Annotated in this window: 19 protein-coding genes; 7 read left to right on the top strand and 12 right to left on the bottom strand. The window is 60.5% G+C overall.

Annotated features, from left to right (window positions below):
- Positions 1–55: 55 nt before the first annotated feature.
- Genes A6D6_RS01060 through A6D6_RS01045 form a run of 4 tightly spaced genes read right to left on the bottom strand, consistent with a single transcriptional unit; the run spans position 56 to position 5282 of the window.
- Positions 56–1750: a dipeptide ABC transporter ATP-binding protein gene (locus tag A6D6_RS01060; RefSeq protein ID WP_159659682.1), complete on the bottom strand. Its 1695-nt coding sequence runs from the start codon at positions 1748–1750 to the stop codon at positions 56–58.
- A 9-nt stretch (positions 1751–1759) separates the two neighbouring features.
- Positions 1760–2620: an ABC transporter permease gene (locus A6D6_RS01055; protein ID WP_133491090.1), complete on the bottom strand. Its 861-nt coding sequence runs from the start codon at positions 2618–2620 to the stop codon at positions 1760–1762.
- A gap of 4 nt (positions 2621–2624) precedes the next feature.
- Entirely contained in the window at positions 2625–3656 is a 1032-nt protein-coding gene (locus A6D6_RS01050; RefSeq protein WP_133491091.1) for an ABC transporter permease, read from the bottom strand.
- Positions 3657–3659: 3 nt separating this feature from the next.
- Complete coding sequence (locus A6D6_RS01045; RefSeq protein WP_133491092.1) at positions 3660–5282, bottom strand: ABC transporter substrate-binding protein; 1623 nt, start codon at positions 5280–5282, stop codon at positions 3660–3662.
- A 401-nt stretch (positions 5283–5683) separates the two neighbouring features.
- Between A6D6_RS01045 and A6D6_RS01040 the strand changes: the two genes are divergently transcribed.
- Entirely contained in the window at positions 5684–7414 is a 1731-nt protein-coding gene (locus A6D6_RS01040) for an SDR family oxidoreductase (RefSeq protein ID WP_159659681.1), read from the top strand.
- A gap of 52 nt (positions 7415–7466) precedes the next feature.
- Positions 7467–8312 carry a MerR family transcriptional regulator gene (locus tag A6D6_RS01035; RefSeq protein ID WP_133491094.1) on the top strand — a complete coding sequence of 282 codons (846 nt, stop codon included), beginning with the start codon at positions 7467–7469 and terminating at the stop codon, positions 8310–8312.
- Positions 8313–8374: 62 nt separating this feature from the next.
- On the opposite strand, the gene A6D6_RS01030 is transcribed toward A6D6_RS01035, so the two are convergent.
- A complete protein-coding gene (locus A6D6_RS01030) occupies positions 8375–9559 on the bottom strand; it encodes an alkane 1-monooxygenase (RefSeq protein ID WP_133491095.1) in 1185 nt (394 codons plus the stop codon).
- Between the two features lie 208 nt (positions 9560–9767).
- Here A6D6_RS01030 and A6D6_RS01025 point away from each other — a divergent pair, with 208 nt between their 5' ends.
- Positions 9768–10742 carry an NADPH:quinone oxidoreductase family protein gene (locus A6D6_RS01025; protein WP_022997338.1) on the top strand — a complete coding sequence of 325 codons (975 nt, stop codon included), beginning with the start codon at positions 9768–9770 and terminating at the stop codon, positions 10740–10742.
- 51 nt (positions 10743–10793) lie between these two features.
- Here the strand turns inward: A6D6_RS01025 and A6D6_RS01020 are convergent, their stop codons facing one another.
- Complete coding sequence (locus A6D6_RS01020; protein WP_133491096.1) at positions 10794–11231, bottom strand: acyl-CoA thioesterase; 438 nt, start codon at positions 11229–11231, stop codon at positions 10794–10796.
- Positions 11232–11460: 229 nt separating this feature from the next.
- Between A6D6_RS01020 and A6D6_RS01015 the strand changes: the two genes are divergently transcribed.
- On the top strand, positions 11461–13071 hold the full coding sequence (locus tag A6D6_RS01015; protein ID WP_159659680.1) for a class I adenylate-forming enzyme family protein: 1611 nt from the start codon (positions 11461–11463) through the stop codon (positions 13069–13071).
- 6 nt (positions 13072–13077) lie between these two features.
- Here A6D6_RS01015 and A6D6_RS01010 read toward each other — a convergent pair whose 3' ends face one another.
- Both A6D6_RS01010 and mscL read right to left on the bottom strand, forming a co-directional pair.
- Positions 13078–14481 carry a phospholipase D family protein gene (locus A6D6_RS01010; protein WP_133491098.1) on the bottom strand — a complete coding sequence of 468 codons (1404 nt, stop codon included), beginning with the start codon at positions 14479–14481 and terminating at the stop codon, positions 13078–13080.
- Positions 14482–14509: 28 nt separating this feature from the next.
- Complete coding sequence (gene mscL, locus A6D6_RS01005) at positions 14510–14935, bottom strand: large conductance mechanosensitive channel protein MscL (protein WP_439647233.1); 426 nt, start codon at positions 14933–14935, stop codon at positions 14510–14512.
- Positions 14936–15514: 579 nt separating this feature from the next.
- Here mscL and msrA point away from each other — a divergent pair.
- A complete protein-coding gene (gene msrA / locus A6D6_RS01000) occupies positions 15515–16591 on the top strand; it encodes a peptide-methionine (S)-S-oxide reductase MsrA (protein WP_133491100.1) in 1077 nt (358 codons plus the stop codon).
- A gap of 181 nt (positions 16592–16772) precedes the next feature.
- The gene (locus tag A6D6_RS00995) at positions 16773–18773 is read left to right on the top strand and encodes a bifunctional 2',3'-cyclic-nucleotide 2'-phosphodiesterase/3'-nucleotidase (protein WP_159659679.1); all 2001 of its coding nucleotides are present in this window, start codon (positions 16773–16775) and stop codon (positions 18771–18773) included.
- A 10-nt stretch (positions 18774–18783) separates the two neighbouring features.
- Here the strand turns inward: A6D6_RS00995 and A6D6_RS00990 are convergent, their stop codons facing one another.
- Positions 18784–19428: a glutathione S-transferase family protein gene (locus A6D6_RS00990; RefSeq protein WP_133491102.1), complete on the bottom strand. Its 645-nt coding sequence runs from the start codon at positions 19426–19428 to the stop codon at positions 18784–18786.
- A 100-nt stretch (positions 19429–19528) separates the two neighbouring features.
- Here A6D6_RS00990 and A6D6_RS00985 point away from each other — a divergent pair, with 100 nt between their 5' ends.
- Positions 19529–20413: a LysR substrate-binding domain-containing protein gene (locus A6D6_RS00985; RefSeq protein WP_159659678.1), complete on the top strand. Its 885-nt coding sequence runs from the start codon at positions 19529–19531 to the stop codon at positions 20411–20413.
- Here A6D6_RS00985 and A6D6_RS00980 read toward each other — a convergent pair.
- The 3 genes from A6D6_RS00980 to A6D6_RS00970 form a co-directional block, all read right to left on the bottom strand.
- Entirely contained in the window at positions 20410–21744 is a 1335-nt protein-coding gene (locus tag A6D6_RS00980; RefSeq protein WP_133491104.1) for a Na+/H+ antiporter NhaC family protein, read from the bottom strand. The genes A6D6_RS00985 and A6D6_RS00980 overlap by 4 nt on opposite strands.
- A gap of 73 nt (positions 21745–21817) precedes the next feature.
- A complete protein-coding gene (locus A6D6_RS00975) occupies positions 21818–22975 on the bottom strand; it encodes a YlbE family protein (protein ID WP_159659677.1) in 1158 nt (385 codons plus the stop codon).
- Positions 22976–22999: 24 nt separating this feature from the next.
- Complete coding sequence (locus tag A6D6_RS00970; protein ID WP_159659676.1) at positions 23000–24271, bottom strand: amidohydrolase/deacetylase family metallohydrolase; 1272 nt, start codon at positions 24269–24271, stop codon at positions 23000–23002.
- Between the last annotated feature and the right edge of the window lie 137 nt (positions 24272–24408).

Below are 24408 nucleotides of genomic sequence, written 5' to 3'. Positions count from 1 at the left end.
ATATCGCAGGTCACGGAAAGGGGGTTGAGTAAGGCTCTAACAGCAGAGCGGGCTTCTATGGCCACCTTGCCGCGATCACCGAATCCTCGCTCTCCGAAGAAACCCGGGGCGGGGAGGATGGCGGATGAGGAATAGCGGCAAGCAGCTCACGGGTATAGGGATGTTCCGGACGGTCCAGTAAGTGTTCAGCCGACCCTTGCTCGACAATCCGCCCCGCTTTCATTACCAGCACCCGCTCACACAACAGCCGCACCACATTGAGATCGTGGCTGATGAACAGATAGCTCATACCCAGACGCTCGCGCAGTTCCACCAGCAGATTGAGCACCACTGCCTGCACCGATACGTCCAGCGCCGCCGTCGGCTCGTCGAGAATCAGCAGCTTCGGTTCCAGGGCAATCGCCCGGGCGATTCCCACCCGCGCTTTCTGACCGCCGGAGAGCTGATGGGGAAAGCGGTCAAGCAGGTGATCCGGCAGCCCCACCATTTCCGCCACTGCCTCCACCTTGGCGCGCAACGCGGAGCCGCCCACACTGGCAAGCCGCATCAGCGGATCACTGATCGAGCGGCGCGCGCTCCAGCGGGGGTTAAGACTGTCGGTCGGGTCCTGGAACACCATCTGCAGACTGGCACGGGCCGAATGGCCGGCAAAACGTTTTCCCGGCACCGCGCCGATGTCCTCACCGTTAAACAGAATGTGGCCGGATGTGGGGTCCAGCAAACGCATGATCATCGACGACGTGGTGGACTTGCCACAGCCGCTTTCGCCCACCAGCCCCAGGCTTTCACCGGAGCGTACTTCGAAGGACAGGCCGTCCACGGCCCGGTACTCATCGCCCTTGTCCTTGCCGGGGAATACCTTGACCAGATCCTGTATTTGCAGCAGCGTTTCGCCAGGCGGGCGCGTACTCGGTGTACGGCGGCGCGAATCCTCTTCCGGCAACAGATCCGCCACCTTTGAATCAAGTCTTGGTGTCGCCTGCAACAACCGCCGGGTATAGGGATGCCGGGGGTTGGCGAACAAGGTGCCGGTATCCGCTTCCTCGACGACGCGCCCTTTTTCCATCACCACGATGCGGTCACAGTAAGCGGCGGCGAGACCAAGGTCGTGGGTAATCAGCAAGGTCGACATATTACGCTCGGCGGTGAGCTCACGGATCAGATCCATCACCGCCTTTTGCGTGGTCACGTCCAGACCCGTAGTGGGTTCATCGGCGATCAGCAACCGCGGCCGGCAGGCCAGGGCGATGGCGATCACCACCCGCTGACACATGCCCCCGGACAGTTCGAACGGATAGGCGTGATAGCGGCTTTCCGGATCGTTGATACGTACCGCCTTGAGCACGTCGATGGCTTTTTCCCTGGCATCGGCGCGGGTGGCCAGACTGTGTTCGATCAAAACGTCTTCAATTTGACGGCCCACCGAACGGATCGGATTGAGCGCCGCCCGCGGATTCTGGAAGATCATCGACATCTCACGGCCACGCAGATCCCGCATGGTGCGCTCATCGGCCTTGCCCACATTGATACCACCGAACACGATACTGCCACCGGCGATGCGACCGGCACGATCAAGGATGCGCATCACCGCGTAAGAGGTTACCGACTTACCCGAACCGGATTCCCCGACGATGCCGACGGTTTCTCCCTTGGCCACGGTGACCGAAACCTGCCGCACCGCGTCCACCACGCCGCGACGGGTACCGAATTCCACGGTGAGCGCTTTTATATCCAATAACGGTATGCTCATATTCTCACCTCAAGTACGCCGCTGCGGATCGACCAGATCGCGCAGACCGTCACCGAGCAGATTAAACGTGAACACCGCCAGCATCAGTGCCACCCCGGGGAAGAAAGCCAGCCACCATTCACCGGACACGATGAAGTTGGCACCTTCCGCCACCATGATTCCCCACTCCGGTGTTGGCGGGCGCACGCCCAGACCGATGAACGAAAGACCCGCGGCATTGAGAATGGCCCAACCCATGTTGAGCGAGATTTGCACCATCATCGGCGGCAGAGTGTTGGGAAAAATATGCTGAGCCAGAATGCGCCAGTCGCCATTGCCGGACAGGCGCGCCGCCTGCACGAAGCCGGCATTGCGGCGGATATTCACTTCCGCCCGAGCCATGCGTGCGTAGAACGGCAAGTTGATGATGGCCGTGGCATAGACGATGTTTTCGATGGTATTGCCCGCCGCCGCCACCACGCCCATGGCGAGCACGAACAGCGGAAACGCCATGATGGTATCCAGCAGCCTGCCGGTGATGCGGTCCGCCCAACCACCAAAGTAGCCCGCCACCGCCCCCATGGCGGAGCCGATAACAAAGGCCAGGGCCACCGCGGCCAGAGAGATCATCAGATCCAGACGGGTCGCCACCACCACCCGGGAAAACACGTCACGACCGAGATGATCGGTACCGAACCAGTGATTCCAGGATGGCGGCTGCAGCGCGCGGCCGCCGTTGGTGGCCATCGGGTCGTAAGGCACCAGCGCGGGCCCGGCCACGGCGGCGATGACAATAAACAGAAAAAGCAGCGCCGCCAGCGCGGTCACCGGATTTTCCGTCATCACATAACGGGCATGGCGGGTGAAATTCTTCACCGAGGAAAGTGACATCGGATCAGTCCTCCATACCCAGACGGGGATCGACCAGGGTGTAGGTCACATCGATCAACAAATTGAGAATCACGAACAGTAGCGCCATGGACAACACGAAGCCTTGCACCGCGGCGTAGTCTGATACCACCAGCGCTTCCACCGCGTAGGAACCGATACCCGGCCAGGCGAACACTTTTTCCACCAGCACATTGGCGCCAAGAGCAAAGGAAAACACCATGCCCAAAGTAGTGATCACCGGCAGAATGGCATTGCGCAAAGCATAGCTGTAAAGCACTTTATTGCTGGAAAGGCCCGCCGCCCGGGCAGTGCGAATGAAGTCCCCTTCCAGCACCTGCAACATGGCAGCCCGGGTCATGCGGGCAATCGGCGCCAGAGTGAATAACCCAAGGGTCACCGCCGGCAGAATCAGTTGCGCCAGCGCCGCACGCGCTGTCTCGAAATCAGCATCGATCAGCGCATCGATCACATAGAAGCCAGTAACGTGAGGCGGCGACAAATAGAGAATATCGAGCCGCCCCATCGGCGCCGGTGACCAGCCCAGCAGAAAATAGAACAGGTACACCAAAGCCAGCCCGGTAAAGAAAGTGGGCAGCGATACCCCGGCGGTCACCACGAATCGGCACAGGTGGTCGATCCAGGAGTTGGGACGGGTGGCGGCCAGAATCCCCAATGGCATCGCCACGGCTATCGAGAACAGTAACGCGAACCCGGTCAGTTCCAACGACGCCGGCAGACGCCTGGTCAGCTCGGTCAGCACCGGCTGACCAGTGGAAATGGACTGCCCCAGCTCCCCACGCAACAGATCTCCCACGTAGGCAAGGAACTGAACCGGCAGCGACCGGTCCAGCCCCATGCTGACGCGGATCTGTTCGATGGACTCCGCCGACGCCGCCGGCCCGGCGAAATAAACCGCCGGGTCTCCGGGCAGCGCCCGGGTCAAAAGAAACGACACCACGACAATGCCGATCAACACCGGAATCGCCTGTAGCAGGCGATAACCCACCAGCCGCAAGCGCTTGGGCACACGCACCATGATTCAGTCCTGTTTCAGAGTCAGCGGCCGCACATCCAGCTGACGGTGGTACCAGTACTCGTAGCCGCCGGTGTTCTGTTGCATGGCCACGTTCAGCGAGGGTTGATACAGCGGAATGCGCGGCACATCGTCGATGGCGATTTCGATCATGCGTCGAATCTTCGGCGCATAGCTGGGATCGTCCTGGGCCATGAACAGGGTTTCATCCACCAGTTCCGCGATCTCCTTGTTATCGTAGTTGGAGGAATTGAACAGGTTTCCTTTCACGTAGGCCCAATAGAAGTAATAGTCCGGCGTATTCAACCAGCCTCCGAAGTTTTCCAGATGCAGTGGCAGTGACTTCTCCACTAGTGCCACGGTTCGCCAATTGGCGCCCGGCACCTTGTTCAGCGACACCTTGATGCCGATCTTGCCCAACGCTTCCTGGATCAACAGCGCGGTGGGTTCAGCCCAGTCCGCCTGGCCGAGATCGAACGACAGTGGCACGGAGAAACCGTCAGCGTGGCTGGATTCCGCCATCAATGCCCTGGCCTTCTCCAGATCCTGGCTGTAGGGAAAAGGTTGTGGCCAGGTGATGCTTTCCGGTTTGGCGCTATCCCCACCCCACATCGGCACGCCGCGCCCGTAGGCGGCATTGTTGAAAATCGCTTCGTAAGGCACCGCATAGGCGATGGCCTGACGTACCTTTTTATCCTGGAACGGCTCGAAATTGAGATTGGTGCAGAGCACATGCAGACAGTTCTCGATCGGCGTGCTGACCACCTTTGCCTTACCGCCCGCCTCCAGTTCGCGCGCATCCTTGGCCGGGATATTCTGTGAGAAATGCACGTCTCCCCGTTCGATCAAGGCGCGGCGGGTGGACTGCGAGGGAATCTCCCGAATAATCACGCGCTGGATCTTCGGCACCGGCCCGCAAGCCCAGTCGTCATTGCGGCTGTAGACCAGCTGCTGCCCGGAATCCCAACGTTCCACCTTGAACGCACCGGAGCCGGCGGGAGTACGATGCAGGTATTCCGTGGCCCAGGGATCCTGCTCGGTGGCGTGCGCCTTGGCCGCTTGGGAATTGATGACGATGGCCACTGGCGTGGTCAGGTCCGGCAGCGTCAATTTGGACGAGTGCGGCAAATGGATGCGGAAAGTCTTGTCGTCCACCGCCTCGAACTGCTCCGGTTCTTCCAGGGAGCCGGCGGCCATCTGAGCGGTGGGGAAACCACCGAGCGTCACGGCGCGATCAAAGGACCATTTCACATCCTCGGCGGTGACCGGCTTGCCATCCCAGAAACGAGCGTTGTCGCGAATCTTGAACGTCAGGACGCGACCATCCCCGGAGACCTCCCAGGATTCAGCCAGCTCCGGTTGCAGATTGTCGTAATCGTAGCTGAGAGAACCGTCTTCCAACTGTTTGTGGCCGAAGGTCAGCAGACGGTCGTAGCAGTTTACCGCTACCTGATAGCTGGGCCGGTTAGTGCCGCTGCGGTGTATGTCCAGACTGTTGATGGTGGTCCCGGTGACCACCACCAGGGTGTCATTCCGGGCCGCCATCGCCGGCATGCTCTTGAGGAAAGTCAGAGCCCCCACACCCACGGACAAAGCGGAGATACCCTTTAAAAAATCGCGACGGTACATGAACATTGCCCCCTACGGGTTAACATGAATACCAGGGTGTATGCAGGTTCCGGGCCAGATGCCGGTGGGCTTCGGGAGGCTTTTTTTGAAGGTGTCGGGCGATGGCGCGCGGCCCTTCCGGAAGGATTTCTGACAGCCCCGCAGCGCCCCGCTCAGCCGCCTTGCATGCAAGCGCGGGGCGCCACCCCACTCTGGGGCACGAGCCGGGCTTTCTGATCGTGGCGCACCAAATCGGAGCGCCACCGCACCAGGGCCATCCATCGCTCCGTTAAGGCCAAAATGACGGGTCGGCCGGGCGTACTGCCCCCGGTCTCCGGCGCCGGGGCAAATTACCCACGCGAGTCCAGGAGCGACAATGAAGCCCGTTTGCTTCAGGAATCCGATCCGCAGGGAGACAGGCAATGATGCAGTGGCAACATCGAACCGTGGTACGAGACGGCGTCAACCTGGCGGTACGCCAGGGCGGCAACCCGGACGGTCCGGTTCTGGTCATGGTGCACGGCTATCCGGACAACAGTGAAACCTGGGACAAGCTGGCCGAGGCACTGTGGGGGGACCTGCATCTGGTCACGTACGATGTGCGCGGCGCCGGCGCCTCCTCCGCCCCGGCGGCGATCTCCGCCTACCGTCTCAGCGAGCTGCGCGAGGACCTGTTCGCGGTGATTGATGCGGTCAGCCCCGGTAAGCCGGTGCATTTGCTGGCCCACGACTGGGGATCGATCCAGTCCTGGGAGGCGGTCACCGAAACGGACGCCGAACGCCGCCTGGCCTCGTTCACGAGCCTGTCGGGGCCCTGCCTGGACCATATGGGGCAACGCCTGCGCCGCCGGTCTTCCCTGGCTTCCGGTTTCGGCCAATTGGCCAAAAGCTGGTACATCGGCGCTTTCCATCTGCCTGGCCTCGCCCCCATGGCATGGCGCCTGGGCCTGGATCGCGCCTGGCCGGATCTGCTGCGACGTACCGAGCAATTGCGGGTGGCGCCGAGCCCCACCCAGCGCCGTGATGGCATCAACGGTATCGCCCTCTACCGCGCCAACGTGCTGCCGTGCCTGCTGCATCCCCGGGAACGCCACACCCGGGTGCCCGTGCAGTTGCTGGTGGCACTGCGCGACCGCTATGTCGGCCCGGAACTGCTTGAGGAAGTGCCGCGCTGGACCGAACGGCTGTGGCGCCGGGAGATGCATACCGGTCATTGGGGACCGCTACAGGCCCGCCCGAACATCACCGCTGGCTACCTGCGTGAGTTCATCGCCCACATTGAAGGGGCGCCGGAGAGCCCATCTCTGCGGCGGGCACGGGTACCCGCGACCCCGCAACCGGACAGCGGCAAACTGGTGGTGATCACCGGAGCCGGTTCCGGCATCGGAGAAGCCACCGCCATGGCCTTCGGTGCCCGCGGCGCCACGGTACTGTGTACCGATATTGATGGCGGCGCCGCCGAACTTACCGCTCAACGCATTATCGATGCCGGCGGCCAGGCCCTCGGCCGCCGCGCGGACGTCGCCAATGCCCGCTCCATGGAAGCGCTGGCACGGTACGTGGAACGGGAACTGGGCGCCCCGGATGTGGTGGTGAACAATGCCGGCATCGGACTGGCCGGGCCGCTGCTGGATACCAGCGTGAAGGACTGGAAACAGGTGCTGGACGTCAATCTCTGGGGCGTGATCCACGGCTGCCGGCTGTTCGCCCGGCAAATGATCGACCAGGCCAGGGCCGGCCATATCGTCAATGTCTCCTCGGCTTCCGCCTACCTGCCCTCAAAAGTTCTCCCTGCTTATGCCACCAGCAAGTCAGCGGTACTGATGCTGACCGAGTGCCTGCGCGCGGAACTGGCGGACCAGGGTATCGGCGTCTCCGCCATCTGCCCCGGCATCATCGATACGCCGATCACCGGCCGCACCCGTTTTGTCGGCGCCAACGACGAAGAGCAGGATCGGCGCCGGGCGTCAGCGGAGCGTTTCTACCGGCGCCGGGGCTTCACTCCTGACCGGGTGGCCGCGGCCATTGTCTCCGCGGTGGAGGAAAACCGCGCGGAAGTGCCGGTCAGCGCCGAGGCCAGCGGCATGCGTCTGGTGGGCCGCTTCAGTCCGGCGTTGGCGCGGCGCTTGGCGCGGCTGGATCTGACGCCCTGAGGGAGGCCGGGATCCCTGGCACCACCACGGCATAGAGTCTATTATCGCCACCATGAGCTCATCACGAAAAACCCCCGCCGCGCTGCTGCGCTCCCTGCGCCAGCAAGCCTTCCGGCCAGCGGGCGGCACCAGCGCGGACCTGGAGAAACGCCAGGAATTCACCATCGACGAGTTGGCCCGGGAGGCCGGCTCCACGGTGCGCAACGTGCGCGCCTATCAGGATCGCGGCCTGTTACCGCCGCCGGAGAAACGTGGCCGCACCGGCATCTATAGCGATGTCCATCTGGCTCGCCTGAAGATTATCGGCGCCCTGCTGGAACGGGGTTACACCCTGAACAATATTCGTGATTTGCTCAGTGCCTGGGAAGAAGGCCGCGATCTCAACGATATCCTCGGCCTGGAAGTGGCGGTGACCTCCTGGCGCAATCCGCAGGTGCCCTCCTACGTGGATTATCAGGACCTGATCGACGACTTTGGCGAAGATATCACCCCGGAAGTCATGACCAAGGCGGTCAGCCTGGGTTACATCGTTCCCGAGGGCATGCGCCTGCGCGTACCCTACCCGCGCGTCTACAACGCCGGCAAGGAACTGGTGGAAGCCGGGGTGCCTCTGGATGCCGTGCTCACCCATGTGCGCCTGGTCCGTCATGAGGTGGACAAACTGGCCGAACGCTTCATCGGCATGATCATCCAGCATCTGGTGGACGACAAATACGGCGAGAACAGCCTGCCCCAGGGCGAGGACGTAGCCACCCTGGCGGAATTCATCACCCGCATCCGGCCACTGGCGGAAGCGGTGGTCAACGATGAACTCGGCCGGGTATTGGAGAAAAGCATTAACAAGGTACTGGTGGACCGGCTGGAAAACGTGCTGGCCCATCTGGAGAAGCATCACTGAGTTGCCCCGGCGCCCTTGAAAGGGGGCTGCCGCAACAGCCTCGCGCCCCCCACAATTGGATATCAGTTCTTCGGCTCCCGGTCACCATACCGGGCCAATACCTCGTCCCGGATCCCCGGTTTGATGTTGGCGCGACTCATATCGCCTTGATAATGACGCACCACCATCGGGTCGATGATCCGGAACCACAGAGGGGGTACCCACGCCAGCAGGATCATCGAGGCGTATCCGCCCGGTAACTGGGGGGACTCATCGAAATGCCGCAGCGATTGATAACTGCGCGTGGGATAGGCGTGGTGGTCGGAATGCCGTTGCAACTGATAAAGGAAAATATTGGTTACCCGGCGGTTCGAGTTCCAGGAATGCTCCGGCAGGCATCGTTCATAACGCCCATTGTCTTTTTTTTGCCGTAACAATCCGTAGTGCTCGAGATAGTTAACCACCTCCAGCAACTGAAAGCCGAACAGGCTCTGGATCAGCAGAAACGGCACCACAGCCCAGCCCAACCACAGCCCCAGGGCACCCCAAAGCACCACCGACAATGCCCAGGCTTGCAGATTGTCGTTATGCCGGCTCCATGCCGAAAGCCCCTGCCGCTCCAGCCGCTGCTTCTCCAGCGACCAGGCGGATTTAAGGCTGCCGATCACGGTGCGCGGCAGGAACTCCCAGAACGTCTCACCGAACCGGGAGGATGCCGGGTCTTCCGGTGTGGAGACCCTCACGTGGTGCCCGCGATTATGTTCCACATAGAAGTGCCCGTAGAACACCGGAGCGAGACATAGCTTGGCCATCCATTTCTCGTGACGGTCGGTCTTGTGCCCCATCTCATGGGCGGTATTGATGGCGATACCGGTGGCGCAGCCCGTGGAGATCGCCAGCCCCAGATAGCTGTACCAGGGCAGACTCCAGGTGGCGGCCACCCAGGCGGCATATATAAAGGCGCCATAGAGAAACGGCAGGCACACATACACCGCCCAGCGGTAGTAGCGGTCCTGTTCCAACCGTGGCACCAGCGCTTCTGGCGGATTTTCGGTCTCTTCGCCAAGCAGCATGTCCAGCAGCGGGATCACCCCGAATACGAACAGGAATCCAAACCACCAGAACAAGGCCCAGCCGGTACTGCTGGCCAGCCAGACCGTGAACAGGGGCAACAGCATGGTCAGGGTGCTGAGCAACCACAGGTAGCGGCGGCCGTCCCGCCATTCTTGTATTTCGCCTGATTGAGTCTGCATGGTTACGGTCTTCATCGTTATTCGTCCTCGCCCACGCCCGGTCAATTCATGATCAATCTTTACATTGAACAATGTCAATATGAACGGGCTTGCCTGTCACGACGGAGAAATCCCTCCTGTTTATTCATACTGTTTATGCCCTTTGATGAGTCTTATGCATTTGTCTAATGCATGGACCGGGGGTAGCGTGTCGGTCTCAATAAGTATTATTCGGGAGAGATGCATGCGCGCCATTCTCTGCAAGGAGTTGGGGCCGGCGGACAAGCTGGTCATCGAGGACGTTCCTTCCCCCGCCGTCGGCGCCGACGGCATCAAGGTCCGGGTCAAGGCCGCTGGCCTGAACTTCCCTGACACTCTGATCATCGAGGGCAAGTATCAGATCAAACCGGAACTGCCCTTTTCTCCGGGTGGTGAAATGTCCGGCGAGATCGTCGAGGTGGGTGAAAACGTCAAGGGCTATAAGCCGGGTCAGCGCGTGATGGGCCTTACCGGCTACGGCAGCTTCGCCGAGGAAATGGTGGTCACCGCTGATCGCGTGATCCCGGTTCCGGACGGTATGTCCGACGAACAAGCCGCCGGTTTCAGCATGGTCTACGGCACCAGCTACCATGCGCTGAAGCAGCGGGCCAATCTGCAACCGGGCGAAACCCTGCTGGTCATGGGCGCCAGTGGCGGCGTCGGTCTGGCCGCGGTGGAACTGGGTAAAGCCATGGGCGCCAAGGTGATCGCCGCCGCCAGCACCGCCGACAAGCTGGAAGTGGCCCGTGAAGCCGGCGCCGACGATCTGATCAACTACACCGAGGAAGACCTGAAGGACGTGCTGAAGAGCCGTTATCCGCAGGGCATCGACGTGATCTACGACCCGGTGGGCGACCGCTTCACCGAGCCGGCGTTGCGCAACATGGCCTGGAATGGCCGCTTCCTGATCATCGGCTTCGCCGCCGGCGAGATTCCGAAGATCCCCGCCAACCTGCCTCTGCTCAAGGGTTGCAGCGTGGTCGGTGTGTTCTGGGGCACGTTCACCCGCAAAGAGCCGGAAGCGCACATCCAGAACGTGAAGGATCTGATGCGGATGTTCGCGGAAGGGAAGATCAATCCCAAGGTCAGCGAGGTGTTCCCGTTCGAGGAATATGAGCAGGCCCTGGCGGCATTGAGCTCTCGTCGCGCCAAGGGCAAGGTGGTGCTGAAAGTCGGTTGATCCCGACTATTTCAGTATTGGCCCGGCGGCACCGCCGGGCCATGTCCGCTTTCAACCGCTCTGATCGCACACCTTACCGACCGCGCCTTCCTGCAACGCGGCCCGCAGATCGTCGGGCACCCGGGTTTTCTCGAACGGTTCCGTGGTCATCATCACGTACACCGATTCCGCCCGGCACAGCAGCTGCTGGCTCTCCGCATTCAGAATAAGGAATTCCAGCGAGAACGAGGTGTTGCCCAACGACAATGGTCTGACCTGAATCTCGAGCACGTCGTCGAAACGGGCGGATGCTTTCCATTCCAGGGTGAGCTTCACCACCTGGTTATCCAGTCCACGCGCCAGCAGGGCACCGTAATCCCGCCCCAGAGCACGCATGAACTCGGTCATGGCCAGATCGACATAGTCACCGTAACGGGCGTTGAACACCACGTGCTGGGCGTCGCATTCACTGTAACGCACGCGCAGCCGGTAACGGAAAGGCTCACTCATGAAACACTCCTTGGTTTGTATTCTTAACATTCATGGGCGGCGGAGAAATCGCTCAACCCCCTTATATGAAGAGGGCTACAGGCCGCCCCAGGCAAGCCGTGACCGGCCGGTATTGTTCGCCAACATACCTGGTAGTATTCTGCCTGCCAAATTTCAAATGCGTTTTGTAAACCGTTTTTCAAAATAACCAGAAGCTCCGGGACCCGGTTCCGGACCACGGGAGAGGACGATGACCGCAGTCAGTAACGCCATGCCCCAATACGCACCGCAAGTCGACGATGAAGAGTTCCGTTGTCTGCCACGCCGGCTCCAGGAGCTGGCCGCGGAGCAGGGCGATCATCCAGCCATTTACGATGACAGCGGCAACCTGACCTGGCGGCAGTTCGTGGATCAGGTCAACCGCGTGGCCAACCGCCTGATCGACGCCGGTCTGCAACCCGGCGATACCGTGGCCGGCCTGTCCGAAAACAGCATTCCCTATTTTACCCTGTTCATGGGCGTGCTTACCGCCGGCGGCTGCATGGTCCCTCTGTCCAGCATGGCGGCCGGGGACACCCTGGCGCTGATGATCAACGACTGTGATGCCCGCTTCCTGTTCATCTCCAGGAAGAATCAGGAACTGATCACGCCGCTGCTCGACCAGTTGCGGAATGTCTCTCCACAACAGCGCATCGCCCTGGACTTCCAGGATAAGGGCTGGAACAACTTCATGGACTGGGTTGGCGACGCCCCCGGTACCAGACCGGATCGCGAACCCGGCGCGGACGATCCATTCAATATTATCTACAGCTCCGGCACCACCGGCGTGCCCAAGGGCATTTTGCACGACCACCGCCTGCGGTCCCGGCAGATGGACCGTTTCACCACGCTGGGATTCGACAACACCGCGATCAACCTGGTATCCACACCACTGTACTCCAACACCACTCTGGTTTCCGTACTGCCTACTCTGTTCGGCGGCGGCACCATCGTCACCATGGGCAAATTCGACGCGCGCAGATTCCTCGAATTGTGCGAGAAGCACCGCGTCACCCATGCCATGTTGGTACCGGTCCAGTATCAGCGGATCCTTTCCGATCCCGAATTCGATCGTTTCGATCTGAGCAGCTTCAAAGTGAAGTTCTCCACCAGCGCCCCCTTGCGGGGCCATGTCATCGCCGAGGTGATGCAACGCTGGCCAGGCAACATCATCGAGTTCTACGGCCTCACCGAAGGCGGCGTCAGCACTATCCTAAACTGTGCCGAGTTCCCCGATAAATGGGATACCGTCGGCCGTGCCGGTGAAGGCTGTGAGCTGCGCATCATCGACGAAGATCTCAAGGAAGTGCCCCCCGGCACCATTGGCGAAATTGTCGGCCGTGCCGGCGCCATGATGCGCGGTTACTACAAAAGGGAAGACAAAACCAACGAGATGCTCTGGACCAGCCCGGAAGGGGACGTGTTCTATCGCACTGGCGATATGGGGCGGCTCGACGAGGACGGCTTCCTGTCCGTGCTGGATCGCCGCAAGGACATGATCATTTCCGGTGGCTTCAACATCTATGCCGAAGACCTGGAAAAGATGCTGCTCAAGCACCCCGATGTGGTGGATGCGGCGGTAATCGCCATCCCCAGCGAGCAATGGGGTGAGACGCCGCTGGGCCTGGTGGTGCGTCGCGAGGACAGTGACACTGGCACCGACCAGATCCGTGACTGGGCCAACCAGCAACTGGGCAAAGCTCAGCGTCTGCACGACGTGGAACTTCGGGATCATTTGCCACGCAGCACTATTGGCAAGATTCTGAAGCGGGAACTGCGTGACCCCTACTGGAAAGAGCAACAACAGCAAGAACGCGGCTGATTCCGGTTACAGCAGATTCTCGATCGGCAGCAACGCCAACACCGCGCTGGCCAACCGGCGCGGTATCGATACCAGGGGCTCCCGGTGACAGACCACCGGCCCCTGGTCGCTCCCCCCGGCCCATGTCAGCCGCCCCTCTTCACGAGACAGCCGGTAGCTGTTCTGTGGCGCCATGCCTTCCTCGATAAACGCGGCCACCGATGCCGCCAATGACGGGGAGTAGATGTAGTACCCCATCTCGGTGTTGAAGTGCACGGAACGGGGATCGGCGTTAAACGACCCGACAAACAACTCACGCCGGTCCAGCACCATGGCCTTGGTATGCAAGCTGGCTTTGGACCGCCCACGCAGCAGCCGGGCCTGACGCATCATGCTGCGGGCATTGGGCTGCAGCTCGTGCAATTCCAATCCGGCATCCACCAGTGCCGGGCGATAGCGTTGATAGGCGGCATGTGCGGCGATGACATCGTTGGTGGCCAGACTGTTGGTCAGTACCGCCACCCGGCACCCCCGTTTGCGCCAACCGCTTAACGCCCGGGTGAAATCATCACCGGGAATAAAATAGCTGGCTTCGATCAGAATCTCCCGGGCGGAATGACGGCCAAGCAGCCGGGCCAGTTGCGTTCCCATCAGACGCTGAGGAGAACCGTGCACCTTTTCCGGGCTATCGAACAGCAATGCCGCCGGGGCATGAACGCGCCTCGCCCGTACCGCCCGCAGAGCCCTCTCGGATAACACGGTATCATCCCGATGCCGGGCACGCTGTTCCGTATCCAGGCTCATCCACAATGCTTCCGCGTCATCACTGGAACGGCGCCAGAACTGCCTCAGGCCCACCGACAAAGGACTGTGCCAATATCGATCAAAGGCGTCCTGCGTGTCGGCGGCGATCGGGCCATCGGCGTAGATATCCAGATCACGGAAGTTGGTGACCGCGTTGACGCCAAAGTAGTGTTCAGAGATATTGCGCCCGCCAACGATGGCGGCTTCACCATCGACGATCCAGGCTTTGTTATGCATGCGGCGATTGAGTTTGGGCGCCCGGTAAAGCCAGCGCAGCAAATTAAGGCCGCGACCGCGTAAAGGATTGAACAGACGGACTTCCACGTTGGGATGGGCGTTCAAGGTCGCCCAATTCCGGTCCCGGCCCAACTGATTGATATGATCGAGCAGCAAACGCACTCGAACACCGCGGCGTGCCGCCTCGAGTACACGCCATATCAAGCGCCGTCCGACCTGGTCGTTGTCCCAGATATAATACTGCAGATCCAGAGAACGTCTGGCGGTTCGGGCCGTCGCCATGCGCAGCAAGAAGGCTTCGCCGGCGTCGGCAACCAACGCGAAGTCGGAATCGACGCCGGCACCCGGCACCAGGGACGACCGCGATCTGGATCTGGTGGTATCGGACAAAAGACCTCTTCCGTGCCTGGTTATTCCCTCAACGTTGTTTAAGGTTGTCACGGATCTCCCGCAACAACAAGATATCCTCCGGGGTTGTCGGCGGCGGGGCGGCTTGCTCTGCTTTTTCTTCTTCCCGCTTCAACCTGTTAATGGCGCGCACCAGGAAGAACACAGCCCAGGCAACGATCAGGAAACTGATGACATTGTTGAGAAACACGCCATAGTTGATCGTCACGGCACCGGCGGCTTGCGCTTCAGCCAGGGTGGCGAACTCGCCGGCACCACGCAGCACCACGAACAAATTGGCGAAGTCCACTCCGCCCAGCAGCAACCCGATGGGGGGCATGATGACGTCGGCTACCAGACTTTTCACGATGGTGGCGAACGCCCCGCCGATAATGATGCCCACCGCCATATCGACCATGTTTCCCTTTATCGCGAACTCACGAAATTCCTTGATCATACCCACGGGCTTTCTCCCCAGGTGATTTCCGCGCGCACCATGCGTGAGCGGATGGTTCGATAATACCGACAAAGCACAAGATCACCGCTATGAAAATAATGACCCTTGGCGATCATCCATGAAATGCCCCCGGGACCCTTCCCTAAATTTGGTTCATCGCGGTTTGGAGGGAAACGGTCTTACCTTCCAGCATGGACAGCGGAGCCGTGTTACGCCTTGGCGGGAACGTCGTGAAACAGGTTCCGCAAAGGCGTAACACGGCTCCGCTTCGAGGTGAGGGGCTAGCACCAGCGCTGTCCGATCGCTGGCATGGAAGGGCTTCGAAGTCGCTGTGGGAGCCCGCTCGCTAGCGAATGGGCTTCCGGGTCTTAACATTCGCTTGCAACGGCCCGCCGCCCGGACAAGCTCCCACAATGGCACTGTAGCGACCTCCGAGTTTAGGTCTCCAAGGCCAGCGAAGGCATAACGCACCTCCGCCATTCCGCGATGAGCCTAAAATTTTCTCTTCATCGGCGTAACATAGAGGGCATTCAGGCATCCAATTCTTCAGGCAGCTTCTACAAGCAGGAGGAACAGGCCATGCGGGTCATCGCCGCGCTTCTAATTACCCTGATCACCGGCCCCGCCCTGGCGGCGCAAGCCACGGCGGTGTTCGCCGGGGGGTGTTTCTGGTGCACAGAATCGGACTTCGAGAAACTCGACGGCGTCAGCGAGGCCATCAGCGGCTACGCTGGCGGTGACGAGGCAAACCCCACCTATGAGCAAGTCTCCAGCGGCACCACCGGCCACACGGAATCGGTCAAGGTAATTTATGATCCCGACCAGGTCAGCTACGCTCAGTTGCTGGACTGGTTCTGGCGTCATATGGACCCCACCGACCCCGATGGTCAATTCGTTGATCGTGGCCACCAGTATCGGGGGGCCATTTTCTTCGAGACACCAGAGCAGGAAGAACAGGCACAAGCCTCCAAGGCGGCACTGGAAAAGAGTGGCCGGTTCGAGAAACCCATCGTCACCGAAATCACGCCATTAAAAGCGTTCTATCCCGCCGAGGAATACCATCAGAATTATTATAAGCGCAACCCGTTGCGCTATAAGTTCTATCGCTACAACTCCGGCCGGGACCAGTTTCTTGAAAAACACTGGGATGATCCGGATCACCTGCCCGGTGACAAAAAGGCAGACGCACAAGCCCCGATGAGCTGGCAGGGGCCTGATCATTTCAAGAAGCCCGATGAAACCACTCTGCGGGCGCAACTGTCCCCGTTGAGTTTTCAGGTGACCCAGGAAGACGATACCGAACCGGCCTTCAAGAACACTTACTGGGATAACAAACAACAGGGCATCTATGTGGATGTGGTCAGTGGCGAGCCCTTGTTCTCATCCACGGACAAATATAAATCCGGCACCGGCTGGCCCAGCTTCACCAAGCCGATCACCCCCGATGCGGTGACCACCCGCGAAGACAGCACTTTATGGATGGTTCGCACCGAAGTCCGTAGCCGTTATGCCGACTCTCACCTGGGGCATGTCTTCAAGGACGGCCCACAGCCCACCGGAGAGCGCTGGTGCATGAACTCCGCCGCCATGCGTTTCATTCCCAAGGAAGACATGCCCGCCGCTGGTTACGGTCAGTACCTGACATTGTTTGAATAACGTTGCCAGAGCAATATCCGTCCGGCGATGACCGTCATCGCCGGAAGTCAAACCGGTTAACACCCTCACCGGCCATCACAAAACCATAATCTGTTCGTTATCCCCCGGTCACGTTCCGTTTTCACCCTCGTTTCGCCGACCCGGACTTTCCGGCCATTCTTTTTATGACGACGAGGATGTCATGTCTGTTTCTTCAAAAGCATTCTGGCTGGGTATAATTTCCAGCGGTGTCCTGCTTTCCGGCTGTGGCGGCGACGATAATAACGATCCGCCTCTGGTGGATATCCGCCTGATGGAAACCACCGATATCCACGCCAACGTGATGGATTACAACTATTATGGCGATAAGGCCGATCCCAAGGTGGGCCTGGTCCGCACCGCCACCCTGATCAAACAGGCGCGTGCCGCCCTCGATTTTCCGGACAACAGCTTTCTGGTGGACAACGGCGACCTGATCCAGGGCAGCCCCATGGGCGACTGGCGTCACGCCGAAGGCCTGCCCGCCGATGAGGTTCACCCGGTTTACAAGGCCATGAACGAACTCGGCTATGACGTGGCCAACTACGGCAACCATGAGTTCAACTATGGCCTGGAGTTCCTGGCCGAAAGCGTCAACGATGCCGGATTTCCCTACATCAGCGCCAACATCTTCAAGGACGATGGCGATACGGATCCAGCCAACGATCAGCTGTACTTCGAACCCTACCAATTGGTAACCAAGTCAGTCCGGGATCGAGACGGCGACAGCCATGACATCACGGTCGGGTTCATCGGCTTCCTGCCGCCACAGATCATGCAGTGGGACAAAGCCAATCTGGAAGGCAAGGTGATCACCAAGGACATCAAGGCCATGGCCGAACGCTATGTGCCACGAATGAAGGCAGAGGGCGCGGATGTCGTCGTCGCCATTCCCCATTCCGGTATCAGCACCACGGCCTATTCCGAAGCGGATAAAGCGGAGAACAGCAGTTGGTATCTGGCGGACGTGGAAGGCATTGACGCCATCATGTTCGGCCACAGCCACTTGCTGTTCCCATCCGACAGCTTCGCCGCCACCCCCAATGTGGACGTGGAAAAAGGTACCATCAAGGGTGTTCCGGCGGTGATGCCAGGCTACTGGGGCAGCCATCTGGGCGTTATCGATATGACTCTGTCCTATGATACCGGGGCGGATCAGTGGACCATCGCCGGCTCCCAGGTCCAGGCCCAACCGATCTTCGCCGACGACGCCCCCGCGGTGGAAGCCGACGCGGCCCTGGTGGCCAGGATGGCCGGAGATCACCAGGCCACCATTGACTACATGAATCAGCCCATCGGTGAATCCACCGACGATATCTACAGCTTCCTGGCGTTGGTCAAGGATGATCCGTCCATCCAAATCGTGGCCGATGCCCAAAAAGCCTACGTGGAAAACTATATTCAGGGTGACGTCAATCTGCAGAGTCTGCCGGTGTTGTCCGCCGCCGCGCCCTTCAAGGCCTGTAACCGGGAAGGTATCTGCGCCGATGAGAGCGCCTTCACCGTGGTACCGGAGGGCGAGCTCAAGGTGAAGAATGTCGCCGACCTCTACCTCTATCCCAACACCCTGATGGCGGTGAAAGCCGACGGCACCGAGCTGACCCAATGGCTGGAATGTTCCGCTTCCCAGTTCTTCCAGATCGATACCGGCACCAGCGAGCCGCAGGAGCTGGTGGACTACAGCGCCTTCCCCACTTACAACTTCGACGTGATCGATGGTGTGACTTACCAGATAGATGTGACCCAACCGGCTCGCTACGACCGCGATTGCGCGCGAATCAGCGATGGCCAGCGTATCGTCAACCTGCAGTACCAGGGTAATCCAGTGGCGGACAACGACGAATTCCTGATCGCCACCAACAACTACCGCGCCGGCGGCGGCAAGTTCGCGGGCACCGGCGGTGATCACATCGTCATCGAATCCCCCAACGAAAACCGCGCGGTACTGGCGGACTACATCCGGGAAAACAGCCCGGTCACCCCCACCGCCGACGGCAACTGGTCGTTCGCGCCGATTGACGCGGCCACCGATCTGACCATCGTGTTCCGGGCGCCCAATACCGACCGGGCCCGGAACTTCATCGCGGAAAAAGCGCCGGAGGCCGTGTTCCTGGAAACCAACGACAACGGCGAGGCAGTGTACGAACTGGACCTGCAACCCTGACCCGGCGAGCTCACAACGGGATCGTCACTGCTTCCCGCTCCAACACCCGGTTTACCGCCGGGCGTTGGAGCATGCAGCGGGTGTGTTCGATCCACGCCGTATGCTCGCTCATATCCAGCCCCACCAGACCTCCCCAGTTGAACAGGACCAGTAGAAACGGGTCCACGACGCTGTACTGATCACCCAGCGCCCACGGCCCTCGTTGTGCCAGGCGCGCGGTCACATCCTGATTGGCCTGGGCCACCACGTTCAAACCCTGCTCCCGCAGCGCCTGCGCATCGTCCGGATCAGCGCTGAACCGGTGCGGACGCCATATAAGGCCGTAGCCGGTACCGTGCATCCAGCCCGCCAACCATGCCAGCCATTCCTGAGCGCGGCCACGCCATAGAGCATCCGACGGCAATAACACCGGCCTGTCATGGCTTTCCGCCAGGAAGGTCAGGATCGCCGGCAGTTCGGTGAGCACACCCGCCTCGCCCGGAATGACCAGAGCCGGCACCCGTCCCTTCGGGTTGATGGCCAGATATTCCGGTTTGGCGGTATCGCCGTCGCGAACCCTCACCGGTTTCAATCCGGCTGGCAAAGCCAGCTCTTCCAATACAATATGCACCGCCATGGAGCAGGCACCGGGCGAATAATACAACTGATAACTCATGGTTCGACTCCTTGATCGGGAGTGTCAGCCTAGGAGCCCGTCCTGAACCCGACAAACGATACTTTGTAGGGTCTGGGCATTAGTGATATTAATGTCGCCCATGGACAGAAACTCGCTTCCGCCCCTGCAAACGCTGGTGGCATTCGAGGCCAGCGTCCGGCTGCGCAGCTTCACTCTGGCCGCCCAGGAGCTGTCACTGACCCAGGGCGCGATCAGCCAGCACATCCGTTCCCTTGAGCAGCGTCTGGGACGGCGGTTGTTCGAGCGGCAACGTCAGGGCGTTGCCCCCACCAGGGAAGCCCAACATCTGGCCTTGCAGGTGCGCCAGGGCCTGAGCGTTCTGGAGCGTGCTTTCAAGACACCCGGTCGCCGGCGCCACGCCACCACGTTGCGTTTGAGCACCTTGCCGAGCATCGCGCGACGCTGGCTGTTACCGCGTCTGGCCGATTTCCATCAACGCTTTCCCGACATCCGCGTGGAGGTGTCCACCGACGTCGATCTGGTCAAGCTCGGGCGTAACGCGGACAGCGACGTGGCACTGCGCTACGGCCCGGGGGGCTGGCCCGGCCTGCAATCGGAGGCATTGTCTTCGGAGTGGGTATACCCGGTGGCCAGTCCGGATTATCGCGATGGTAAACTGCCCCGCAGGCGGGCGGATCTGGACCATTGCGTTTTGCTACGTCACACGGCACAGCCCTGGGCGCTGTGGCTCCAAGCCGCGGGCCTGGCACTGATCAACAGCGATCACGGTCCGCTCTTCCCCAGCCTGACCAGCCTGCTGGCAGCGGCGGAGAACGGCGAAGGCATTGCGCTGGCGCGGCATCATCTGGTGCGGGACGCGCTCGCGGCAGGCCGTCTGGTTCGATTGTGGAAGACTCAGGTAACCGACGTACATCGCTATTATCTGGTCTGGGCCCACCAAGCCGATAAGGACGACACCATCGACACCTTACGTCAATGGCTGAAAACCGCCTTTACTCTCTAAATCGACGGTGCCGGGCGGCGCGCTTTCAGTCGTGGCCAGTTGAAGGCAATGGCCAGCAGCGCCGCCAGTCCCAGCGCCCAGCAATAGTGAATGGCGCCGATCAATGACAACGGCGACAGTGAGGCAATGGAGCAGGCCAGAAGGACTTGGGCGCCGTAAGGAATCAGTCCCTGCACCACGCAGGAAAAGATATCCATAACGCTGGCCGAGCGCCTCGGATCGACGCCATATTCCGCGGCGATCTCCTTGGCCATTTCACCACACAGTACGATCGACACCGTGTTGTTGGCGACAAACAGATTGGCGGTAACCACCAGCAGCGCGATACCGATTTCACCGGCGCGCTGACTGGACAGCTTCAGCCGGCAGGTCAGCGAATGAATACGTTCGATCAGCCAGCGCGTGCCCCCCTGATCATTCATCAGTTGCGACAATCCGCCAATCAGCATCGATAACAGCATGATCTCGAACATGGATTCGAAGCCTTGGTAGATCGCCCCATTGACGTCGACCAGACCGTATTCCGGACTCAGTATCACGCCAGTGAGCCCGGCGGTGACGATACCAATGACCAATACCACCAAGACATTCAATCCGGACAGCGCCAGCAGGAATACCAGCAGGTAGGGCATGACCCGCCAATAGGATACGGCTTCCGACGGCACCGTGTGTTCGCCGTCGCCCAGCAGTGCCAGCAACACCACCGTCGCCAACGCCGCCGGCAATGCTATCCAGACATTCACCCGGAATTTGTCCTTGAGGGAGACGCCCTGACTGCGGGTGGCGGCGATGGTGGTGTCAGAGATCATCGACAGGTTGTCGCCCAGCATGGCGCCACCCACCACCGCTCCCAAGGACAAGGGCAACGACAACGAGGTAGCCTCGGCGAACCCCACCGCGATCGGCGCGGTGGCGGCGATGGTTCCCATGGAAGTACCCATGGCGGTGGCGATAAAAGCGGAGATCAGGAACAGGGCCGGCAACACCCAACTGGCCGGCATGATCTGCAACCCGAATTGGACGGTGGCATCAACACTGCCGATACTCTTGCTGACGCTGGCAAAAGCCCCGGCCAACAGGAATACCAGGCACATGAGAATAATATTGGGATGGCCAACCCCCACCAACAGGCGTTCGACACTGTGATGGAAAGACTGCCGTGCCAGCAGGAATGACAATACAATTGCGACAACCGCCACCACTGGCGCCTTGATTTGATAGAACGCAAGCTCCGCCCCCGCGGCACTGAAGTAAAGTCCACTACCGAGAAAGACGATCAAAAAAAACAGTAGGGGGATCAGCGCCCATGCCCGGGCGGGAGTTCGCGTCATACTGGCCGGCCTGTCGGTCCAAGAAGTCTGACGGTCCAGTGTAGGGGGAAATTCGGAATGCCGAAACCGGCTCTTAGTCCACGAACAGCGCCGCCGGAGGCACACAAAGTCCGCGCCCCAACAGACCAGCCCGCCCGTCACCGCCAACCATGGCGATGGCCACCCTGGGCAAGGCCGTTTCAGCCGTGACCCGATGACGTGCGAGCCCCACCGGCAAGAGCAAGTCCTCGAATAAAGGATGCGCTCCGATCAGCCAGTCCGGTGACACGTCCGCCGGATTTGGCCACCATGGCGCCAGTGCCTCGGCCACTCCGGAACAACACCTCCACGCCTGGGCCCCCAACCCGAAAGCATCGATCACGCCGCTGTCGCCGACCATGGGGCTGGCCGGCACCGCGGAGGCCGATACTCGCGGCCCCTCGGGCGCAGGCGCGGGGCAGGTATGCCAACGAGTCGGGTCTCCGGCCACTCGAAGTCCCACCTGGCGGCCATTGCCCGCCAACGCCAACACCAAACTGGAGCCGGCTTCCCCGGCGGCGGCGTTCAGCATCAGATGACAGGCACCCATCCATAAAGTAAGAAAAAACAGCGGCGTATTGCCCAAACACTCAACAGCCTCAACGGGCAACGTGGATGGCATCGCCGCGCATAAGGCCGTATTGGCATGGCTGGTTTGGGCATGCAAATCATCACCCTCTTCAAGCCCCAGACGGGCCAACGGCAGTAACGCGACCGGCCGGGTCGCCAGCCCCTTTCGCAGTGCCGGCGCCAGGACCCGGTCGCGCCACCACAACCGCTCCAGGATCGCCGGATCCCGGCTACCGAAGCGGATCTGAGGCCCGCTTCCGCTACTCAGCAAAGACCAGCAACGGTGCCCGGGATCCACGGCGTCACTGATTTCCACCAACGTTGTCGATGGCGAGATCACCGCGGCAAGCGGTGTGACGACAGAGAATCCCTGAGCCGGCAACATTCTCACCCGGCCCGTGCTGATCAATCGTTCCGCTTCCTGCTCGTTTCGTGCCCAACCTTCATACAGGCAGCACAGAACCGCCGAAGACAGAATCGGCGGGCTGGGGTGCCGTGGGTCCTCGAATGGCGGACCAGCGTGCAACAGGGTTCGGTCCGGTAACGGCAACACTCGCCGCGCTTCCACCACACCAGACCATTGCGGCCGAACCTGCCGAACTTTCGTTAGCGCCGCCCGATTGGCGCTCTCCACGGCATCCATCCCGACCCTCCGGCCGGATACCATTCAGGCCACCTCCGGTATGGGCAGAATCGATGCGGTGGCGTCAAAACGCCGGCCCTCCCGCAGACAGAACACGGGTTGCAACATACGTTCGGCAATCACCTCCGTACCTTCATTGTCACGCATCAACCAACGACCGCTTTGATCGGACAGCACACTGATATCCGCTACCCGGCCAACGCCCAGAGAGCCAATCTCATTGCTCATACCCACCATGCGCGCCGCGTTCACCGTCACCATCGGAATCACCTGCTCCAGACTCAGACCCAATGCGATCATGCTGGTCATCGCCGATACCAGGCTGAATCGGGAGGTGCCCTTGAACATATGCTCCTCATCCGGGTGCTCATGCTCATCGGGAGTACCGGCCGGCGCCGGTACCGAAGTGTTATAGCCATGCATATCGGAACCGAGCGTATGCGGCACGATGCCCGCGCTCATCACCTTTTCCGCCATCTTGAAGCTGAAATGGGAACCGTGCCCCACATCCACCTTGAGCCCGCGATCAATGGCATCCCGTACCAGCGGGTGCACCTCTCCATTCAGCTCAACGAACCCGCCGGGGTGGCGGCTGAAAGGATGAGCCAGCACATCACGGGGTTTAAGCAGATCCACCACCTGGGTAAAGATGGAGTCCGGGTCCACATCCCTACCGCCCTCTTCGGGCTCCGGCCAAAGCTGGCCGAAATGAATGTAGACCGGCAGCCCTGTCTGCTCGCCGATGGCGGCGGCCTTTTGCATCACTTCCGTTCCCCAACGAGCAAAACCGCCCAATTCAGCGTGAGCCTTGATACCCTTCACCACATCGGCATTGGCTTTGGCCGCCTTGACGGTGGCGGCAATATCGGCGCAATCCGGCCGGTACAGCTGTGGATAGAAATGGCCTTCCAGCCCCCCCACCAGATAGGCGGAAATAAAGGACAACACCCGACTGTGAGAAGGCTCGATCACATGCTTGCGAAAGCCCGGCAGTGTCATGCAGCTGGCGCCCCCCTGATCGACCAGCGTTGTGACACCGGAATGCACACCGCAAAGATCCGCATTCAGTCCAAACCGCCCGGTGACATACTGATAGACATGGCTGTGAGTATCGATCAGCCCGGGCAGTACCAGTCGCCCACTACAGTCGATTCTTTCCACTTCCCCAGGTATGTCATCGCCCTCTAATCGGCCAACGGCGGCGATACGTCCGTCGCGCACAAGAACGTCACAAATCTCATCAATGCCGTTGGCGGGATCGATCACACGACCGCTGTGCAGTAGTAATGCTTGCATGAAAACCTTCCAGGTAAACGTTACTGATGACGACCCGGTAGCAATACGCATGCCAATCCACACTTATTATTTCGTCCCCAATGCTATAACTCTCTGTTATTCATGGATTTACTTTCTTCAATAATTATGTGGTATAC

Source organism: Alcanivorax xiamenensis (genome assembly GCF_009846745.1).
Classification (GTDB): Bacteria; Pseudomonadota; Gammaproteobacteria; order Pseudomonadales; family Alcanivoracaceae; genus Alloalcanivorax; species Alloalcanivorax xiamenensis.
Note: the sequence above shows the minus strand (reverse complement) of the source record. Positions and strands in the feature narration are given on the sequence as shown.

Bases quoted from the DNA above. Each gene is read 5' to 3' on its own strand.
- A6D6_RS00990 (WP_133491102.1), bottom strand. From the start codon at position 19,428: ATGAGTTATCAGTTGTATTATTCGCCCGGTGCCTGCTCCATGGCGGTG.
- A6D6_RS00975 (WP_159659677.1), bottom strand. From the start codon at position 22,975: ATGGATGCCGTGGAGAGCGCCAATCGGGCGGCGCTAACGAAAGTTCGG.
- A6D6_RS01015 (WP_159659680.1), top strand. From the start codon at position 11,461: ATGACCGCAGTCAGTAACGCCATGCCCCAATACGCACCGCAAGTCGAC.
- A6D6_RS00980 (WP_133491104.1), bottom strand. From the start codon at position 21,744: ATGACGCGAACTCCCGCCCGGGCATGGGCGCTGATCCCCCTACTGTTT.
- A6D6_RS01050 (WP_133491091.1), bottom strand. From the start codon at position 3,656: ATGGTGCGTGTGCCCAAGCGCTTGCGGCTGGTGGGTTATCGCCTGCTA.
- A6D6_RS01045 (WP_133491092.1), bottom strand. From the start codon at position 5,282: ATGTACCGTCGCGATTTTTTAAAGGGTATCTCCGCTTTGTCCGTGGGT.
- A6D6_RS01025 (WP_022997338.1), top strand. From the start codon at position 9,768: ATGCGCGCCATTCTCTGCAAGGAGTTGGGGCCGGCGGACAAGCTGGTC.
- A6D6_RS01035 (WP_133491094.1), top strand. From the start codon at position 7,467: ATGAGCTCATCACGAAAAACCCCCGCCGCGCTGCTGCGCTCCCTGCGC.
- A6D6_RS01020 (WP_133491096.1), bottom strand. From the start codon at position 11,231: ATGAGTGAGCCTTTCCGTTACCGGCTGCGCGTGCGTTACAGTGAATGC.
- A6D6_RS01060 (WP_159659682.1), bottom strand. From the start codon at position 1,750: ATGAGCATACCGTTATTGGATATAAAAGCGCTCACCGTGGAATTCGGT.
- msrA (WP_133491100.1), top strand. From the start codon at position 15,515: ATGCGGGTCATCGCCGCGCTTCTAATTACCCTGATCACCGGCCCCGCC.
- A6D6_RS01040 (WP_159659681.1), top strand. From the start codon at position 5,684: ATGATGCAGTGGCAACATCGAACCGTGGTACGAGACGGCGTCAACCTG.
- A6D6_RS00970 (WP_159659676.1), bottom strand. From the start codon at position 24,271: ATGCAAGCATTACTACTGCACAGCGGTCGTGTGATCGATCCCGCCAAC.
- A6D6_RS01030 (WP_133491095.1), bottom strand. From the start codon at position 9,559: ATGAAGACCGTAACCATGCAGACTCAATCAGGCGAAATACAAGAATGG.
- mscL (WP_439647233.1), bottom strand. From the start codon at position 14,935: ATGATCAAGGAATTTCGTGAGTTCGCGATAAAGGGAAACATGGTCGAT.
- A6D6_RS00995 (WP_159659679.1), top strand. From the start codon at position 16,773: ATGTCTGTTTCTTCAAAAGCATTCTGGCTGGGTATAATTTCCAGCGGT.
- A6D6_RS00985 (WP_159659678.1), top strand. From the start codon at position 19,529: ATGGACAGAAACTCGCTTCCGCCCCTGCAAACGCTGGTGGCATTCGAG.
- A6D6_RS01055 (WP_133491090.1), bottom strand. From the start codon at position 2,620: ATGTCACTTTCCTCGGTGAAGAATTTCACCCGCCATGCCCGTTATGTG.